The following is a 19,214-nucleotide window of genomic DNA, read 5'->3' on the forward strand; positions in this document are numbered from 1 at the left end:
AAATTAAATAGAATAGTTGCGAGAAACAAAGGGGACTTCTTCACCATTTTCGAGCTGATTTAGATACAAAGCTAACATGAAAAAGTAACCTGAGAGTAAGTTGACTACATCATACAGCTGCGGATCAATTTTTTTACCACCATAGTCCATGCGATAAAGTAAACGAACAATATCTTTGGCTTTGGCTCTTAAAATGTGTGCATAAGAGGAACAGATTGTGCCCATCGGTAAAACAAAAGGACGATTTTCTTCGTATGTCAGTTCATTCATAGCATTGACACGTTCCAAAAGCCATGCTATTTCTTCCTCTGTGACTGTTAATTTTGTTCGGGTCGTTGGATTGACATGGTAGATTAACTCGCAAATTTTGGCTAGTTCTTCTGTTAGTGCAGGCTGTTCAGGGACGTCTAATTGTTGCACGTATCCTCGTAGAAGACCTGTCATCGAGGCCAATTCATCAGTCATTAATTCAAAATCACATCGTAAATCTTCTGGTTTAGAAGATAAATACGGGTACGCTTCATACGGACTGCGGTACATTTTTTCCATTCAATTTCCCTACTTTCTAAAAATAAAAAGCCCTCAAAAAGAATGCACGAAAGCCAATCTTTTTGAGCGCCGTTGCTCGACTGTTCACAGTACACCATTGTACTTGCTAAGGTAATCATAGCCAAGAGTGAAGGGAGAGTCAAGGGGGGAATGAATATGAGATAACTTTATTGATTTATTTTTTGCTTAATATAATCAATCACATCTTTCTTTTGTTCTTTAGCCTCTGATATATATTCCTTTAGTTCTTTATCCGTAATTGTTGAACTGTTAATTCCTTGTTCATACAATTGTCGTCTAGTTTTTGAAACATCATCTGTTGGATTCAATTCTCTATTCTTTAAATTCTCGGTTGTTTCAATTGTTATAGATGATGTAGAAGTTGGTGTTGTGTCCGGATTACTACTATCTTTTTTAGAAGACTGGGTAGTTTGCTGCTTAGTTGATACTTCAGTAGATGAAGCGTCGCTATTTTTTCCCCCAGTATTATTACTACATGCCGTTAAAAATAAGGCTAACAATAGTACAATAAGTTTTTTTTTCATTATATCCTCCTATAAAATAACGAAACATGGTCGGCCTTCTGTCCAATCAATTGGATCATTTGACGGGGTATTCCAAAGTGCTTGTGTTGACACCCAACCTGAGTAAAACTGGCGACCATACGGATCATAGGTTAAAGTGTAACCATTTTTGTACTCATGAACGACAATAGCATGTCCAATCCCAACATTTTGATATAAAATAACGGGATATCCTTCAGAAAGATAGGCGTTTAATGTAGCTACATCATTAATAACTTTGATCGAACGGCCATATGATTGAGCTGTTATCACTAAATCAGTTGCAGAAGCGCCAAAGTATCTTTGATTTAACCCGCCATAAGATGCCATTCTTGTTGCAACACTGACAGGATTTACATTATAACCGTAAGAGCCTCTTAAAATCATAGATAAACTTGTTGGAACACATCCTGCTGCGCCAATGGTATAGTTTCCGATATAAGTATTAATCCATTGTGGGTCACGTTGAGAATAATAATAAGGTTTTTTCTTTAATCTTTCTGCACGTAATCTGTTTGCTATCTCTGCTGGTGTGCGAGCTTCATCGCCAACTAAAAAGGCTTTTCCAGATCCTTTAGGAGCAGTTTCACCTTTTCTAACTATTTTGATTTGAATAGCTTCCAAATGTTTAGAGGCAGCTTGACTTCCAGCTGAGGCACCATTAGCTGCCCAATTCAACCAACCTTTATCTTGGATATGGACACGGTAATAGACATCATAATATCTTGAAACATCACCGGCCAGTTTAATTTTAATGGCTTCTAATTGTAAATTTTTTCCAGTTGTGCCAGACAATGCCCCATTAGCTTTATAAGCTTGCCATCCGATATTTTGGATGTGCGTAGAGTATTCTATATTTCCAGCTAGAGCAGCATCACTCAGGTTGATTTTGATTGCTTCCAGTTGTAAATTTTTCCCACTTGTACCAGCTATTTCACCATTCTTGACAACCCCTTGCCAACCAATATTTTGCACGTGTGTTTGATAATTGACATTTGGTTTGATTTCATCTGGACGTTTTGCTTCATTTCCAACTAAAAAGGCTTTTCCATTTCCTTTAGGAGCAGTTTCGCCCTTTCTAACTACTTTGATTTGGATAGCTTCTAAATGTTTAGATGCAGCTTGACTTCCAGCTGGTGCGCCATTAGCTGCCCAATTTAACCAACCTTTATCTTGGATATGCACTCGATAATAGACATCATAATATCTTGAAACATCACCGGCCAGTTTAATTTTAATGGCTTCTAATTGTAAATTTTTTCCAGTTGTGCCAGATAATGCCCCATTGGCTTTATAATCTTGCCATCCGATATTTTGGATGTGCGTAGAGTATTCTATATTTCCAGCTAGAGCAGCATCACTCAGGTTGATTTTGATTGCTTCCAGTTGTAAATTTTTCCCACTTGTACCAGCTATTTCGCCATTCTTGACAACCCCTTGCCAACCAATATTTTGCACGTGTGTTTGATAATTGACATTTGGTTTGATTTCATCTGGACGTTTTGCTTCATTTCCAATTAAAAAGGCTTTTCCATTTCCTTCAGGTGCTGCTTCGCCCTTCTTCACTAATTTAATTTGAATGGCTTCTAATCTTTTAGCGGCGCTTTGACTACCTGCGGACTCACTGTTTTTTGCCCAATTCAACCAACCTTTATCTTCTATATGCACACGATAATAAACATCATATGCGTTAGCTATTTCTCCAGTTAAGCGAATTTGAATCGCTTCGAGCCGCAAAGACTTTCCGCTTGTACCAGACAATTGATTATCTTTCACATATCCTTGCCACCCAATTTCTTGGACATGTGTTCTATATTCTACAGATCCAGCCAAATCTGAATTTGAAATATTCATTTTAATTCCTTCAAGACGTAAAGAGCGTCTGCTAGTCCCAGAAATTTCCCCGTTTTTGACAACCCCTTGCCATCCGATGTCTTGGATATGTGTCTGATAATTAATATCAGGAACTTTTTCTTCTGCTTTTGCCGGTGCTACAGGTGTGTCCTCATTACTTTGTGATGTTTCCAAAGTAGTTTCAGTATCGTCGCTACTATTTTCTGTATCATTAACAGTTGTTACTTCTGATGTAGAAACTTCAGTGGTGGAATCGGAGGTTGAGGAAGTGGAAGTTGTTTCTGTTTCCTCTTGAGAATTTATGATGCTTGGATTCATTTCTTCAGTGACACCGCTACTCATTTGTTGCTCCGTTAGAGATGTTTCTGAAGCCACCGTTTCTTCAGTAGTTCCCTTAGAGCGTTCCAAAGCGTAAGCAGAAATAGGGGTAACGAGAAATCCCGACAACAAAACCGCTAACATAGAACTAGTTATAACACTTTTTTTCATTAATTTACTCCTTCATAGCTTATTTATTATTTATAGTATACGACAACGTCAAAGGCCAAACAAGAACGTCTTGTTTTTATAAGAACAATAGTGAAAAAGTGTCTATAAAATGACTGAAAAAATTACCAGAAGTAAACCAATCAATAAACTGACAAGACCAGAAAGTTGACCTAATCATTGTTGGGTAGAAGAAGGCTGGTCGGTAACAGTGAGCAAACTTGAGAAAAAGTTCATTTTTTTCACGAGTATTAAATACGCAACAACAAGCAAAAGAATACCCGAAAAAAGGTACGAAAGGGGCTCAGAAATAAATTTTTGGGCACGAAGTAAAAAAATTCCTATGAAGAGGACAACAAAACCATACTTAAGAAAAGTTGCTTTTGACATGTTGAAATCGCTTCCTTTTAATTGATGAATTTTATTAATAGTCACTATTCTTATGATTAAATTATAGGACTTTGAGGGCGGTGGAGCAAAGGAAAAATGGAGAATGGTGGGAGGAAAGTGTGATAACACAAAAGAAAACCCGCTAGAAAACCTAATTTATAGGTTTTCTAGCGGGTTGATTGTTATTCCCACTCCACAGTTGCAGGTGGTTTTGAAGTAATATCGTACACGATACGGTTTACATGTGCAACTTCGTTCACGATGCGCACAGAGATTTTTTGTAAAACATCCCAAGGGATACGGGCAAAGTCAGCGGTCATGCCGTCGATAGAAGTCACAGCACGGATACCGACTGTGTAATCGTAGGTACGGCCATCGCCCATAACGCCTACTGAGCGGATGCCAGGTAAGACAGTAAAGTACTGCCAAATGTCACGATCTAAGCCAGCTGCTGCGATTTCTTCACGTAGGATAGCATCTGAATCACGAACGATTTGTAATTTATCTTCTGTAATTTCACCAAGCACACGAATACCTAATCCTGGTCCTGGGAATGGTTGGCGCCAAACGATTGCATCAGGCATGCCAAGTTCAGTTCCTAAGGCACGAACTTCGTCTTTGAATAATGTATTTAAAGGTTCAATTAATTCAAATTGCATGTCTTCAGGAAGACCACCAACGTTGTGATGTGATTTAATTGTTTGCGCAGTTTCTGTACCAGATTCGATGACGTCTGTGTAAAGAGTTCCTTGTGCTAGGAATGAAACGCCTTCTTCCCCAGCAAGTTTAGTTGCTTCGTCATCAAAAACATACACAAATTCGTTACCGATGATTTTACGTTTTTGTTCAGGGTCAGAAACGCCTGCTAATTTACTTAAGAAGCGTTCTTTCGCATCTACTTTAATAATGTTTAAGCCAAATTTACCGCCTAAACTTTCCATTACTTGCTCTGCTTCACCTTTACGTAATAATCCATGGTCAACGAAGATACAAGTTAATTGGTCGCCAATGGCTTTTTGTAAAAGCACGCCGACAACACTTGAGTCAACGCCACCTGATAAACCAAGTAAGACTTTTTTATCGCCTACTTGTTCACGGATTTTAGCGACTTCCATATCGATGAAGTTTTCCATGCTCCAGTCACCAGTACAGCCACACACATCAAAAGCAAAGTGACGTAATAAGTCGTTACCATATTCTGAATGACGAACTTCTGGGTGAAATTGTACGCCGTAGAATTTGCGGTTGGCATCTTCGATAGAAGCGATTGGACAATCATTGCTTGTCCCAACTTTTTCGAATCCAGGAGCGATTTCTGTTACTAAATCACCGTGGCTCATCCAAACGGTTTGTTTCGCAGGTGTTCCTTGGAATAATGTCGCATCACCAAGGATTTCTAATTCTGCTTTTCCGTATTCACGGTTTGCGGCAGGTTCTACTTTTCCGCCTAAGTTATGAGTCATTAATTGCATACCGTAGCAGATGCCAAGAATGGGAATTCCTAACTCATAAATTTCTGGATCAATGCTAAAAGCATCTTTGTCATACACGCTGTTTGGTCCACCTGAGAAGATGATTCCTTTAGGCGCGATTTTGCGAATTTCTTCTGCCGTAGTTCGGTGGCTTAATAACTCAGAGAATACGCCAAATTCACGAATACGACGAGTAATCAATTGGTTAAACTGACTACCAAAGTCTAAAACAATAATTTTTTCGACAGATGTCAAATCGGCAACGTTAGTCACGTCTATTACCCCTTATCCATTTAAATTTATCTAAAGAAAAGGCGGTTAAAAAGTGGTCAGCACCAAGAATTAAGAAAGGATTTTCAAAAATTGTTTTACGATTTTTAGAAAATTTTGGCTTAATTCCGCAGGGGCTACTTTTAAACAGCCGAGAATCAGGCGGTTAAAAAGTGGTTCACTTTTGTTCCGTACTCTTCTTTGTCTAGCTATACTTATTAAAACATTTTACTCCTTGAAAGTCATGCATTCTGCTGAAAATTTTCAAGGATATTTCTACAAAAGATACAGGATATTTCTTAGCTCGTCAACCCTTAATATTTACGTAGATAGATTTGGTCAATCAAATGATTTTCCGTTTTATGCAAAATAATGTCCGCACGTCCGCGCGTTGGCAAGATATATTCCTCCAAGTTCGGTAAGTTCACGGTTTTCCAAACATTCCGTGCCATGGCGAAAGCATCTTCTCGTTTGCCAATTGCATATTGGTAATAATAATTATTAGGATCTAAGAAAGCCGTATCTAATAAGGCCCCAAAACGTTCTAGGTACCATTTTTCAATTAAGGCTGGATCGGCATCCACAAAAATAGAAAAATCAAAAAAATCACTCACATAAATTTGTTGATTGGCGGGTAACTGTAATGTGTTAATGCCTTCAACAATCAGAATATCTGGTTGTTGAATCAACTCATATTCGCCTTCGATAACATCGTAGACACTGTGAGAATAGACGGGTGCTTTAATTTCGTCTTTGCCGCTTTTGACTTCGTTTAAGAAATTAATTAGCTTCTCCATGTCATAACTTTCAGGAAACCCTTTTCGGTCCATAATTCCCTGTTCTTCTAACACTTTATTGGGATACAAAAATCCATCCGTTGTAATGAGTTGAACGTTTCTTCGTTTAAACGTTCGGGCCAGAATTCTTTGCAAAAGACGAGCGGTGGTGCTTTTACCAACGGCGACACTGCCGGCAATTCCAATGATGAATGGTGGTACAGAGACATATTCATGTAGGAATAATCCTTTGCTAAGTGTTAGCGATTCAAATTCTTTCATGTACAAATGAATAAGATGCGTTAAGGGTACATAAATTTCTTGTACATCTTTTAGTGAAATTTGGTCGTTCACACTTTTAATGTTATCCAATTCTGCTTCGGTTAACGGTGCTTTGCCGTCATGATAAAACCCATGCCATTCTTCTCTGGAAATTGGGTAGTAATTCATTTTATCGTCCATTGTTCCTCCACCAAACCCTGTTCAATCTTTGTACATTTTACCATAATTTCACAAGGGAAACACAGGATTTTACAAAAGAATTCCCTTCTTCGCCAATTTATGATGAAAATGGTATCATGAAAAGAGAAAACTGTTAGAAAAGAGGGGAAAAGCCATGAGAAAAATTGTATTATTTGGTGATAGCATTACTGCTGGTTATTTAGACGAAGCCGTCTCACCTGTTCTTGTTGACTTAGTGAAACGGGATATTGCTGCGATGGGTCTAGAAGAAGTGGCTGTTATTAATGCTGGAATGCCTGGCGATACAACAGAGGATGGTTTAAAACGATTAAATAAAGAAGTACTAATTGAGAAACCTGATGAAGTGGTGATTTTCTTTGGCGCCAATGATGCGTCACTGGATCGAAATATAACAGTAGCCACGTTTAGAGAAAACCTTGAAACAATGATTCACGAAATTGGTTCAGAAAAGGTGATTTTAATTACGCCACCATATGCGGATAGTGGCAGACGTCCAGAACGTCCACAGACGCGTATCAAGGAATTGGTCAAGGTTGCACAAGAAGTCGGGGCGGCACATAACTTGCCAGTTATTGATTTGTATAAAGCGATGACTGTTTATCCTGGAACGGATGAATTTTTACAAGCGGATGGTTTGCATTTTTCACAAGTGGGCTATGAATTATTAGGTGCCTTGATTGTTCGAGAAATAAAAGGTAGACTAAAACCAAAACAAGCATAGATAGGAAGAACAAAATGGCGAATCATTATTATACAGAAAATCCAGAATTAGCACATGATTTAGAAAGCTGGTCTTTTCCATTACGTGGTCGGACCTTTCAGTTTACGACCGATAGCGGGGTCTTCTCAAGAGGAACAGTGGATTATGGTTCTCGTGTGTTGATTGATGCCTTTGAATGGGAAAATTTACCAGCAGGCCGTTTGTTAGATGTTGGTTGTGGCTATGGACCAATTGGGTTGTCCTTAGCAGCGGCGACTGGTCGACTGGTGGAAATGGTGGATGTCAACCAACGGGCGGTTGGGCTAGCTCAAATGAACGCCCAACGTAACCAAATTACTACTGTGGATATCCATTCTTCCAATGTGTATGAAACCTTAAACGAAACGACCTACGCGGCGATTGTTAGCAATCCGCCCATTCGTGCAGGCAAAAAAGTTGTCCATGGCATTTTAACAGGGGCTTTTCCGTTGTTGAAAGTTGGTGGCACACTAACGGTAGTTATTCAAAAGAAACAAGGTGCACCTAGTGCAGAGAAGAAAATGGCTGAAGTATTTGGCAATGTTGAAATTGTGACAAAAGACAAAGGCTATTATATTTTACGAAGTGTTAAAGAAGCAGAGTAAAAAAGAACCTCCACTTTAGTGGAGGTTCTTTTTTAGAATAGATATGCTTGATCAATTTTTTGGTTCAACAGTTTTTTTTCGTCTGGCGATAAAAAAGCACCTGCAAGCGCATTTTTAGTGAGTTGCTTCATTTCGTCATAACTTAATTGATACCAAGTGGCCAATTTCATGAATTCTTTCGTTAACGTAGTATCTGAAACAGTGCGATTATCGGTATTGATGCAGACGGCTAAGCCAGCCTCTATAAATTGTTGAAAAGGGTATTCAGCCAATGTTTTGACGGTGCCTGTTTGGAAGTTGCTAGTTGGACACATTTCTAAAAGAACCTTTTTTTCTTTTAAGAGCGCCAAGTATTCGGGTGTATCTTTCAAAGCAATACCGTGACCAATCCGAGTAGCACCTAAAGTGACAGCATCAGCGACATTTTTGCCACAGCCGCATTCCCCAGCGTGGAGTGTTAATGGAATTGACAATTGGTTGGCTAAAGCTAATACGTCTTCAAATGTGTATGGAGGAAAATCGACTTCATTGCCAGCTAAATCAAATCCGACAACGCCTGTTTCTCTGAAATCATGCGCTAAGTGAACGATTTTTTCTATGGCTTGTTGTTGGTCATGTCGCATGCCGCATAACAGTGCATTGCTTTTTACACCAAAATCTTCTTCGCCTTGTTTTAAGCCAGTTAAAACAGCAGTCACGATTTCAGGTAACCGTAAGCCTTTTTCTGTATGTTGCGAAGGCGCAAAACGCACCTCTATGTAAGCCACGCCATCTTCGGCAGCTTGGCTAATCACGTCATACGCCGCTGCTTGCAAAGCTTCGGCCGTTTGTAGACAGGTTAGCACAAAGTCAAACCGAGTTAAATAATCATTCAAATCGGTGCATTTTTCAGGGGCAACCACTAACTCTTTCAAGGCTTGTTCGTCTTGGGGTAATGGAATGTTTTGTTTTTCAGCAATGGTGCGTAAAGTGGTTGGTCGAATCGACCCATCTAAGTGACAGTGCAGCTCGATTTTTGGTAATTGACGGACACGGGATTCTTCCATGAAAAAAATAGCCTCCATTTTCTTTTGTTTTTTAATCTTTTTAGTCTATTTCTTTTGTCTTTTTTTTGTTAAAATGTAAAAGATTCGATAAGTATTTTGAAGACTGTAACACGTCTACAAATGTCTGTCAATGCAAAAGGAGACGTTGGGAGGGGCGCGATGAAACTAACGATTAAAGAAATTGCTGATATGGCTGGTGTTTCTGTCACAACCGTCTCACAAATTCTGAATAATAAAGGGAGTCGTTTCAGTGAAAAAACCCGCAACAAGGTGTTGGCGGTAGTCGCTGAAAATCATTACAAACCAGATTACTTTGCTTCGAATGTAATCAACCGTCATTCCAAAACCATTGGTATGATTGTGCCAGATGTGACGGATTTCTTTTTCTCAAAAGTGATTGAAGGTGTAGAAACATATTTAAATTCGTTAGGCTACATGATTTTGTTATGCAATTCAAAGCATGATTCCGAGCAAGCGATGCAATATGTTAGCGAGTTGATTCATCGGTCGGTGGATGGCATTATTTTTGCCACGCCGAATGTTTTGCCAGAAAATCATATTTTAAAAGACCGACGAGAACATCCGATTCCTGTCATTCTTGTCGATCGTGGGATTAATCCACGAGATAGTGGACGATTAATCGTTAAAGAGTACGAAGGTGCTTATCAAGCGGTCCATCATTTGATTCAACAAGGGCATCAGCATATTGGCATGTTGCGTGAAAGTGCCGGCTATTATCGTTTGACGGAACGAGTGACGGCGTATCAGCATGCGTTACAGGACAATAATTTACCTTTTCGTCCGCATTATGTTTGTGCTGGGGAATTGAACTTGCATGGCGGCTATGCTGCGGCGAAAGAAGTTTTGAAAAATGAAGAAATCACAGCAATTTTTTGTGGCAATGATGAAATGGCGATGGGAGCTTATCAAGCCATTGAAGAAGCGGGCAAGAAAATTCCTGCCGATATTTCGGTGGTTGGTTTTGATGGCTTGGAAATTTCCGAATATTTGGTGCCGAGTTTAACAACCGTCTATCAGCCGAGTTTTGATATTGGCTATTATGCAGCAAAATTTTTGGTGGAAGCTATTGCAGATCCAACAGGGAAAGTTCCGAATAAAGTTTTTGATGCGACGTTTATTGCTAGAAAAAGCACAAAACCGATTTAAAAAACAGCTTAGAAATAGAACGTTCGTGTTGTTTGCGTTTTCACAAGAAAAAAATAATAGTAAACTGGTTTACTAAATGGTTTAAAGCTGAACGATTTTGTTGTATAATACATTATCGGGAAATCGGAGGGAACGAATTCATGAGAATGGTAGACATTATTGAAAAGAAACGTGACGGGCATCAACTAACAAGCGAAGAAATTCAATTTATTATCAACGGATACACAGATGGTTCAATTCCAGATTATCAGGTAAGTGCCTTTTTAATGGCTGTTTTTTACCAAGATATGACAGACGAAGAAATTACACAAATGACGTTAGCAATGGTCCATTCAGGCGAAATTGTGGATCTTTCTTCTATAGAAGGAATCAAAGTCGACAAGCATTCTACAGGTGGCGTAGGCGACACTACGACGCTTATTTTAGCGCCATTAGTTGCTAGTGTCGGGGTCAATGTAGCAAAAATGTCTGGTCGTGGCTTAGGCTACACGGGCGGTACGTTGGATAAATTAGAAGCGATTCCTGGTTTTAAAGTTGAATTGACAGAAGAACGTTTTATTCAATTGGTGAACGATACAAAAGTGGCAGTGATTGGTCAGTCAGGTGATCTAGCACCAGCAGACAAAAAACTTTATGCGTTACGTGATGTGACCGCCACTGTTGACTCAATTCCATTAATTGCAAGTTCCATTATGAGTAAAAAAATTGCCGCAGGGGCAGATGCGATTGTCTTAGACGTGACTACTGGTGAAGGGGCCTTTATGAAAGACCTAGCAAGTGCTCGTCGATTAGCGGAAACAATGGTTCGCATTGGGAAACTGGCAAATCGCCAAACGATGGCAGTAATTTCAGACATGTCACAACCTTTAGGGGAGGCCATCGGAAATAGTTTAGAAATCGTTGAAGCAATCGAGACCTTGCAAGGAAATGGGCCAGAAGATTTAGTGGAGATGTGCTATGTCTTAGGAAGTCAGATGGTTGTTTTAGCTAAAAAAGCCGAGACGTTAGACGAAGCACGGGCTTTATTAGAAGAAGCATTAACAAGCGGTCGAGCGCTCGCAAAATTTAAAGAAATGATTGAAAATCAAGGCGGCGACAGTTCCGTTGTTGACCAGCCAGAAAAATTATTAACCGCAACTTATCAATTTGATTTACCTGCCAAAGAAACAGGCGTGGTACAAAAAATCGTTGCCAATGAAATTGGCGTTGCCGCAATGTTGCTGGGCGCTGGTCGGGCTACGAAAGAAGATACGATTGATTTTGCAGTTGGCTTGAAACTTCACAAAAAAGTAGGGAGCCCAGTTGAAAAAGGCGAATCATTACTAACTATTTATGCCAATCGTGAAGACGTGACAGAAGTCGAACAATTGCTTTATAAAAACATTGAAATTGGATCAACCGGCGAAGAGCCTATTTTGATTCACGATATTATTACGGAATAAAACAATAAGAAAAGAGGAATTCTCATCATGGAATTAAACCGCATGATTGACCACACTATTTTGAAACCAGAAGCGACAGAAGCCGCTGTCCAAAAAATTATTGACGAAGCTAAGGAGTACAACTTTTTCTCTGTATGTATCAATCCTTGTTGGGTCGCTTTCGCTAGCGAGCAATTAGCAAATACCGACGTCGCTGTCTGTACCGTTATTGGCTTTCCTTTGGGGGCAAATACACCAGAAGTTAAAGCATACGAAGCAGCTGATGCGATTAAAAATGGTGCGAATGAAGTGGATATGGTGATTAATATTGGTGCATTAAAATCACAACAATACGATCACGTACGTCAAGACATTCAAGGCGTAGTAGATGCAGCCAAAGGAAAAGCGTTAGTCAAAGTGATTATTGAAACAGCATTATTAACAGACGAAGAAAAAGTTAAAGCTTGTGAATTAGCCAAAGAAGCAGGTGCCGATTTCGTTAAAACATCTACTGGCTTCTCAACAGGCGGCGCTAAAGTAGCAGACATTCGTTTAATGCGTGAGACAGTTGGTCCTGACATGGGCGTTAAGGCTTCTGGTGGCGTGCATAATGCAGAAGAAGCGTTAGCAATGATTGAAGCTGGGGCAACACGCATCGGTGCAAGTACGGGTGTAGCAATTGTTTCTGGCGCAACTGGCGAAGGGTATTAATTCGTATTTCAAATTAAACGAAGGTGTGGCGAAAAAGATGACAGTAAAACAAGAATGGCTTGATTGTGCCGTAGAAGCATTGGCACACGCCTATGTACCGTATTCTAATTTTCCTGTGGGCGCTTGCTTAGTGACTGCAGACGGGAAAATGTATCAAGGAGTCAACATTGAAAATGCCTCCTTTGGTTTAACAAATTGTGCAGAAAGAACGGCGATTTTTAAAGCCATTTCAGAAGATGAACGGACCTTCCAACATTTAGTTGTAGCAGGTAATACAGAGGCACCCATTTCTCCATGTGGCGCTTGTCGTCAAGTAATGGCTGAATTCTTTGATCCACAAATGCCGGTCACGCTAGTTGGTAAAGATGGCGCGACTAAAACAATGACAGTTGAGGCATTATTGCCCTATTCATTTACAGATAAAGATTTTTAAAAAAAGGACATAAGGTTTCGTTGGGCTCAAAGTAGATTTCAATAGCATAAATGCGAATGAAATAATAGATAAAATAGTAGGGGGCTTTTCGGAAAGTGAAACAAGCAAAATTTTTAGGTCTAGGATTGGCAGCAGTTGCCTTAACCATTGGGTTAGCTGCATGTGGCGGCAATAGCAAAAAGAACGCCAACACAAAAGGTGATCCACAACATAGTGTCGTAATGGTCACAGATACAGCCGGCATTGATGACAAATCTTTTAACCAATCTGCGTGGGAAGGAATGCAAGAGTGGGGCAAAGAGCACAAACTTCCAGAAGGACCTCAAGGGTATGCGTATATTCAATCAAATGAAGCATCTGATTATACATCAAACATTGACCAAGCCATTTCAAGTCAATTTAAAACGATTTTTGGCATTGGCTATTTACTAAAAAATGCAGTAGTAGATGCAGCAGACGCCAACCCAGAAACGAATTTCGTTCTAATCGACGATACAGTTAATGGGAAAAACAACGTCGCTTCTGCAACATTTAGAGATAATGAATCTGCGTATTTAGCAGGTGTGGCAGCAGCTAACACTACGAAAACCAACAAAGTAGGATTTATTGGCGGGGTTGAAGGACCTGTTATTGGCCGTTTCCAAGCTGGTTTTGAAAAAGGTGTAGCAGACGCTGGCAAAAAATTAGGCAAAGATATTCAAATTACGTCTACTTATGCAGGGACATTTGCAGACGCTTCAAAAGGACGGGCCTTAGCTTCTTCTATGTATCAAGCAGGTGCCGACATTATTTATCACGCAGCGGCGACTACAGGACAAGGAATCTTCCAAGAAGCCAAAGCGCTAAATGAAACAGGTTCAAAAGATAAAGTTTGGGTGATTGGTGTTGACCGTGACCAAAACGAAGACGGTAAATATACAACCAAAGATGGCAAGGATGATAACTTAACGTTAGCTTCAACCATTAAAGGTGTAAATATTGCTGTGAAAAAAATCTCTGATCTTGCATTAGAAGATAAATTCCCTGGCGGTGAACATTTAACTTATGGATTGAAAGATGGCGGTGTTGATTTAACAACAGAAGCCTTAAGCGATCAAGCCAAAACGGCAGTTAAAGAAGCCAAAGAACAAATCATCTCTGGTGACGTAAAAGTCCCAGACCAACCTTAGAAACAACTTAGTTGTTTAAATACATTAAACTATTTTTAGGAGGCTTTACAGAAATGAAAAAAGCAAAATTATTCGGTTTTAGTTTGATTGCATTAGGTTTATCAGTTTCACTTGCAGCATGTGGTGGTGGCAAAGGAAAAACCGCTGAAAGCGGCGGTGGCAAAGGGGATGCAGCGCATAGTGCTGTAATCATTACAGATACAGGCGGCGTGGATGACAAGTCGTTCAACCAATCTTCTTGGGAAGGATTGCAAGCTTGGGGTAAAGAACATGATTTACCAGAAGGTTCAAAAGGGTATGCATATATTCAATCGAATGATGCAGCTGACTATACAACAAATATTGACCAAGCGGTATCAAGTAAATTCAACACAATCTTTGGTATTGGCTACTTGCTAAAAGATGCAATTTCTTCTGCAGCAGATGCCAACCCTGATACAAACTTTGTTTTAATCGATGATCAAATCGATGGCAAAAAGAATGTCGTTTCTGCAACATTTAGAGATAATGAAGCAGCTTACTTAGCCGGTGTTGCTGCTGCAAACGAAACAAAAACGAACAAAGTCGGTTTTGTTGGTGGTGAAGAAGGGGTCGTAATTGACCGTTTCCAAGCTGGTTTTGAAAAAGGTGTGGCTGATGCTGCGAAAGAATTAGGTAAAGAAATTACTGTTGATACAAAATATGCGGCTTCATTTGCTGATCCTGCCAAAGGGAAAGCTTTAGCTGCTGCAATGTACCAAAACGGCGTTGATATCATCTTCCATGCTTCTGGTGCGACTGGACAAGGAGTCTTCCAAGAAGCAAAAGACTTGAATGAATCAGGTTCTGGCGACAAAGTTTGGGTAATCGGCGTTGACCGCGATCAAGATGCTGATGGCAAGTACAAAACAAAAGACGGCAAAGAAGACAACTTCACGTTAACTTCAACGCTTAAAGGTGTCGGCACAGCGGTTCAAGATATTGCCAACCGTGCGTTAGAAGACAAATTCCCTGGTGGCGAACATTTAGTTTATGGATTAAAAGATGGTGGCGTTGACTTAACAGACGGCTATTTAAACGACAAAACAAAAGAAGCTGTTAAAACAGCAAAAGATAAAGTAATCTCAGGTGACGTAAAAGTCCCAGAAAAACCAGAATAATTTAAGCTCCTAAATGAAAAAAGAAGGGCTCATTATTGTTCCTTCTAAAAATAAAGTGGTCCTTGGCAGCGACGGCTGCCAAGGGAACCCTTTATGATGTTTGGATTTTTAACTAAATAGTTGAGGTTCTTCAACTACTTAGTTAAGGGTCAAAATTACCCTCTAAAGTATTGCCAATATAATTTTGTTAGGAAGTGAATAGACCTTGTCTCAAGAAGAAAACGTAATTGAGATGCGTAAAATCACCAAAGAATTTGGGACGTTCAAAGCCAACGACCAAATTGATTTACAAGTAAAACCTGGTGAAATCCACGCACTGCTAGGTGAAAATGGTGCAGGCAAGTCGACCTTGATGAATATCTTATCAGGGCTATTGGAACCGACCTCAGGTGAGATTTATATGAATGGCGAAAAAGTCAACATTACAAGTCCTACTGCAGCCAATCGTTTAGGAATCGGAATGGTCCATCAGCATTTTATGTTAGTTGAAGCCTTTACTGTGACTGAAAATATTATCTTAGGTAGTGAACCTACCCATGGCGGTATTTTAGACCGGAAAAAAGCGAAAAAAGAGATTGAAGAAGTGTCTAAGCAATACGGGTTGGATGTAAATCCCAATGCCTATATTCGCGATATTTCTGTAGGTATGCAACAACGGGTTGAAATTTTAAAGACCTTATATCGTGGTGCGAACGTTTTAATTTTTGACGAACCAACCGCAGTATTAACGCCACAAGAAATTGATGAATTAATGATTATTTTGAAAGAACTAACCGATGAAGGCAAATCGATCATTTTAATTACACATAAGTTAGATGAAATTAAAAAAGTAGCAGACCGTTGTACGGTTATTCGCCGGGGGCAAAGTATTGGCACCGTCAATGTGAAAGACGTTTCTTCGCAACAGTTAGCCGATATGATGGTGGGTCGTTCTGTTTCCTTCAAAACAGAGAAAAAACCAGCGCAACCGAAAGAAACAATTTTATCAATTAAAGATTTAGTAGTGAAAGAAAGCCGCGGCTTAGATGCAGTGAAAAATCTTAGCTTAGATGTCCGAGCAGGGGAAGTTGTTGGGATTGCGGGGATTGATGGCAATGGACAAACAGAATTAATCCAAGCCTTAGCAGGATTAACCAAAGTCGAAAACGGGTCCATTCATTTGAATGAAAAAGAGATTACTAATCGCAAACCTCGGGAAATTACGGAAATGGGTGTCGCCCACGTTCCTGAAGACCGACATAAATATGGCTTGGTATTAGAGATGACATTGGCTGAAAATATTGGCCTACAAACGTATTACCAAAAACCATACAGTTCAACAGGTATTTTAAACTATCGAATGATTAACAAACACGCCCGTGAATTAATTGAAGAATATGATGTACGGACTCCTAATGAACTAGTACCAGCTCGGGCGCTTTCAGGTGGGAATCAGCAAAAAGCAATTATTGCCCGAGAAGTTGACCGCGATCCAGATTTGTTGATTGTTTCTCAACCAACACGCGGTTTAGATGTCGGAGCTATTGAATACATTCATCGTCGACTAATTGAACAAAGAGATAAAAATAAAGCTGTTTTATTAGTAAGTTTTGAATTAGACGAAATTTTAAATGTTTCTGATCGTATCGCTGTTATTCATGCGGGGGAAATTGTCGGAATTGTTGATCCGAAAGAAACGACAGAAAATGAATTGGGCTTGTTAATGGCTGGCTACTCATTGGAAGAAGCCCGTGCTGAGTTATCAAAAGTAGAGGCAGGTGAAACTGTTGAATAATCGTTCTGAAAAAATAAGAAATATTTTAGTCCCTGTGTTATCTGTTATTATGGGTTTCCTCTTAGGGGCAATTATTATGGTTATCTTTGGCTATGACCCAGTGGCTGGGTATCAAGCGATGTTTGAAACAGCTTTCCAAGGAAAGAAAAGTATTGGTGAGATTTTTGTCACCGCAGCTCCGTTGATTTTTACCGCTTTAGGATTCTCGGTGGCAAATTCGGCTGGATTCTTTAATATCGGGCTTTCAGGACAAGCCTTATGTGGTTGGGTGGCTAGTATTTGGGTCGCTTTATCCATGCCTGATGCACCCCGGATGATTGCGTTGCCGGTGGCGATTATTGTTGGCGCAGTTGCAGGAGCTTTAGCAGCAGCCATTCCAGGTTTCTTGCGTGCCTATTTTGGGACGAGTGAAGTTATTGTTACGATTATGTTGAATTATATTTTATTGTACACAGGAAATCATATTGCTAATAATGTCATGAAACCAAGTATTATGGCGAACAAAGGGATCACCAAAATGATTGGTGCGAATGCATCATTACGCTCACCGTTTTTAACAAGTATCAGTGATGGCTCTCGTTTGAACATCGGCATTTTCTTGGCCTTCATTTTCCTTATTCTTGTGTGGTTCTTGATGAAAAAAACAACGCTTGGTTTTGAAATTCGGTCGGTGGGGTTAAACCCATTTGCTTCTGAATATGCTGGAATGAGCAGCAAGCGAACGATTATTTTATCCATGATGATTTCAGGAACGCTGGCTGGTTTAGGCGGTGCGGTCCAAGGATTGGGGACTTTCCAAAACTTCTTTATTCAAAACACATCGTTGAGCATTGGGTTCGATGGTATGGCCGTGTCTCTATTAGGAGCAGGTAGCTCAATTGGGATTTTACTTTCCGCATTACTGTTTGGAATGTTAAAACTTGGTGGACAAGGAATGCCGTTGATAGCTGGTGTACCAACCGAATTAGTTGATGTTGTTATTGCAGCAATTATTTTCTTTGTGGGAATTAGTTATTTAATTCGTTTCTTGTTAGCAAAAGCGTCTGGTAGTAAAAAAGAAGTAGCGATTGTAGAAACAATTGAAGCGGCGCCAGACAAAAACAATCAAGAGGGGGGAGACATCTAATGGATTTAGCAACAATTTCCTCAATCATCACGCAAACATTAGTGTATGCAACTCCGCTCATCTTGACAGCATTAGGCGGAACGTTCTCAGAACGAAGTGGTGTGGTTAACGTTGGTTTGGAAGGTATTATGGTAATGGGCGCTTTCAGTTCGGTCGTTTTTAACTTGACGTTTGCTGATACATTTGGCGCGGCGACACCATGGATTGCTTGTTTAGTAGGAGGCGTTGTCGGGATTGTCTTTTCTCTCTTACATGCCGTTGCAACTATTAACTTACGAGCAGATCATATTATCAGTGGTACTGTCATTAACTTGATGGCACCGGCGCTAGGGGTTTTCCTAGTAAAAGTTATTTATCAAAAAGGACAAACAGATATGATTACACAATCATTTGGCTATTTTTCTTTCCCAGGATTGTCAAAAATTCCAGTGATTGGTGAACTATTCTTTGCAAAAACCTCTTTACCAGCTTTCGTAGCAATTTTGATTGCGATTTTAGCTTGGTTTGTCATTTATAAAACACGTTTTGGCTTACGGTTACGTTCTGTGGGGGAACATCCACAAGCGGCAGATACATTGGGAATTAATGTCTACTTAATGCGTTATTCTGGCGTCTTGTTATCCGGCTTCTTAGGCGGTATGGGCGGAGCTGTCTTTGCTCAAAGTATTGCGGGTCGTTTCGGGATTACCACAATTGCAGGACAAGGGTTTATTTCAATGGCCGCAATGATCTTTGGTAAATGGAATCCACTTGGGGCAATGGGCGCAGCCTTATTCTTTGGTTTTGCACAAAACTTAAGTATTGCTGGGGAAAACTTACCAATTATTTCAGAAATTCCAAAAGTTTATCTACAAGCAGCACCATACGTATTGACCATTTTAGTCCTAGTTGTGTTCTTCGGAAAATCATCGGGACCAAAAGCGAACGGGAAAAATTACGTCAAAACGAAATAAGAAAAGAAATGGGCCCTCCGTCAAAGCGACGGGGGGCCATTTCTTTTCTTAGGATAATCAGTTGAACACAAGCGGCCTTAGGCACTGC

Annotated in this window: 17 protein-coding genes and 1 pseudogene; 11 read left to right on the forward strand and 7 right to left on the reverse strand. The window is 39.9% G+C overall.

From position 1 onward, the window contains the following. Positions 1-3: 3 nt before the first annotated feature. The 6 genes and pseudogenes from IGJ46_RS00545 to coaA form a co-directional block, all read right to left on the reverse strand. Positions 4-549, reverse strand: coding sequence for an ATP:cob(I)alamin adenosyltransferase (locus tag IGJ46_RS00545; protein ID WP_002385445.1), 546 nt, complete (start codon positions 547-549; stop codon positions 4-6). 167 nt (positions 550-716) lie between these two features. Further along, positions 717-1,094 carry a hypothetical protein gene (locus IGJ46_RS00550; protein WP_002379241.1) on the reverse strand — a complete coding sequence of 126 codons (378 nt, stop codon included), beginning with the start codon at positions 1,092-1,094 and terminating at the stop codon, positions 717-719. 9 nt (positions 1,095-1,103) lie between these two features. Beyond that, positions 1,104-3,455, reverse strand: a complete 2,352-nt coding sequence (locus IGJ46_RS00555) for a C39 family peptidase (protein ID WP_218391366.1) — start codon at positions 3,453-3,455, stop codon at positions 1,104-1,106. A gap of 102 nt (positions 3,456-3,557) precedes the next feature. Continuing rightward, positions 3,558-3,887 (reverse strand): annotated as a pseudogene (locus IGJ46_RS00560) (hypothetical protein). 137 nt (positions 3,888-4,024) lie between these two features. Further along, a complete protein-coding gene (gene guaA / locus IGJ46_RS00565; RefSeq protein ID WP_002356158.1) occupies positions 4,025-5,587 on the reverse strand; it encodes a glutamine-hydrolyzing GMP synthase in 1,563 nt (520 codons plus the stop codon). 311 nt (positions 5,588-5,898) lie between these two features. Then, a complete protein-coding gene (gene coaA, locus IGJ46_RS00570) occupies positions 5,899-6,822 on the reverse strand; it encodes a type I pantothenate kinase (RefSeq protein WP_002356160.1) in 924 nt (307 codons plus the stop codon). 154 nt (positions 6,823-6,976) lie between these two features. Between coaA and IGJ46_RS00575 the strand changes: the two genes are divergently transcribed. Next, positions 6,977-7,564 carry an SGNH/GDSL hydrolase family protein gene (locus tag IGJ46_RS00575; protein ID WP_002356161.1) on the forward strand — a complete coding sequence of 196 codons (588 nt, stop codon included), beginning with the start codon at positions 6,977-6,979 and terminating at the stop codon, positions 7,562-7,564. A 14-nt stretch (positions 7,565-7,578) separates the two neighbouring features. After that, positions 7,579-8,187 carry a class I SAM-dependent methyltransferase gene (locus tag IGJ46_RS00580; RefSeq protein WP_002356162.1) on the forward strand — a complete coding sequence of 203 codons (609 nt, stop codon included), beginning with the start codon at positions 7,579-7,581 and terminating at the stop codon, positions 8,185-8,187. A 32-nt stretch (positions 8,188-8,219) separates the two neighbouring features. On the opposite strand, the gene add is transcribed toward IGJ46_RS00580, so the two are convergent. After that, the gene (gene add / locus IGJ46_RS00585; RefSeq protein ID WP_002356163.1) at positions 8,220-9,251 is read right to left on the reverse strand and encodes an adenosine deaminase; all 1,032 of its coding nucleotides are present in this window, start codon (positions 9,249-9,251) and stop codon (positions 8,220-8,222) included. A gap of 141 nt (positions 9,252-9,392) precedes the next feature. Between add and IGJ46_RS00590 the strand changes: the two genes are divergently transcribed. From IGJ46_RS00590 to IGJ46_RS00630, 9 genes are all read left to right on the forward strand, one after another. Beyond that, positions 9,393-10,400, forward strand: coding sequence for a substrate-binding domain-containing protein (locus IGJ46_RS00590; RefSeq protein ID WP_218391367.1), 1,008 nt, complete (start codon positions 9,393-9,395; stop codon positions 10,398-10,400). A 140-nt stretch (positions 10,401-10,540) separates the two neighbouring features. Beyond that, the gene (locus IGJ46_RS00595) at positions 10,541-11,842 is read left to right on the forward strand and encodes a pyrimidine-nucleoside phosphorylase (protein ID WP_010818121.1); all 1,302 of its coding nucleotides are present in this window, start codon (positions 10,541-10,543) and stop codon (positions 11,840-11,842) included. A gap of 27 nt (positions 11,843-11,869) precedes the next feature. Continuing rightward, a complete protein-coding gene (gene deoC, locus IGJ46_RS00600) occupies positions 11,870-12,532 on the forward strand; it encodes a deoxyribose-phosphate aldolase (RefSeq protein WP_033626835.1) in 663 nt (220 codons plus the stop codon). Further along, a complete protein-coding gene (locus IGJ46_RS00605; RefSeq protein ID WP_002387503.1) occupies positions 12,501-12,965 on the forward strand; it encodes a cytidine deaminase in 465 nt (154 codons plus the stop codon). The genes deoC and IGJ46_RS00605 overlap by 32 nt, the downstream gene beginning before the upstream one ends. Positions 12,966-13,060: 95 nt before the next feature. Further along, a complete protein-coding gene (locus tag IGJ46_RS00610) occupies positions 13,061-14,134 on the forward strand; it encodes a BMP family lipoprotein (protein WP_002356168.1) in 1,074 nt (357 codons plus the stop codon). Positions 14,135-14,187: 53 nt separating this feature from the next. After that, entirely contained in the window at positions 14,188-15,273 is a 1,086-nt protein-coding gene (locus tag IGJ46_RS00615) for a BMP family lipoprotein (protein ID WP_002356169.1), read from the forward strand. Positions 15,274-15,478: 205 nt separating this feature from the next. After that, entirely contained in the window at positions 15,479-17,047 is a 1,569-nt protein-coding gene (locus tag IGJ46_RS00620; RefSeq protein WP_002381361.1) for an ABC transporter ATP-binding protein, read from the forward strand. Continuing rightward, on the forward strand, positions 17,040-18,173 hold the full coding sequence (locus IGJ46_RS00625; RefSeq protein WP_002356171.1) for an ABC transporter permease: 1,134 nt from the start codon (positions 17,040-17,042) through the stop codon (positions 18,171-18,173). The genes IGJ46_RS00620 and IGJ46_RS00625 overlap by 8 nt, the downstream gene beginning before the upstream one ends. Beyond that, positions 18,173-19,126: an ABC transporter permease gene (locus IGJ46_RS00630; RefSeq protein WP_002356172.1), complete on the forward strand. Its 954-nt coding sequence runs from the start codon at positions 18,173-18,175 to the stop codon at positions 19,124-19,126. Before IGJ46_RS00625 ends, IGJ46_RS00630 begins: the two co-directional genes overlap by 1 nt. Positions 19,127-19,214 lie beyond the last annotated feature (88 nt).

This window comes from Enterococcus sp. AZ120 (assembly GCF_050546165.1).
Taxonomy (GTDB): Bacteria; Bacillota; Bacilli; order Lactobacillales; family Enterococcaceae; genus Enterococcus; species Enterococcus faecalis.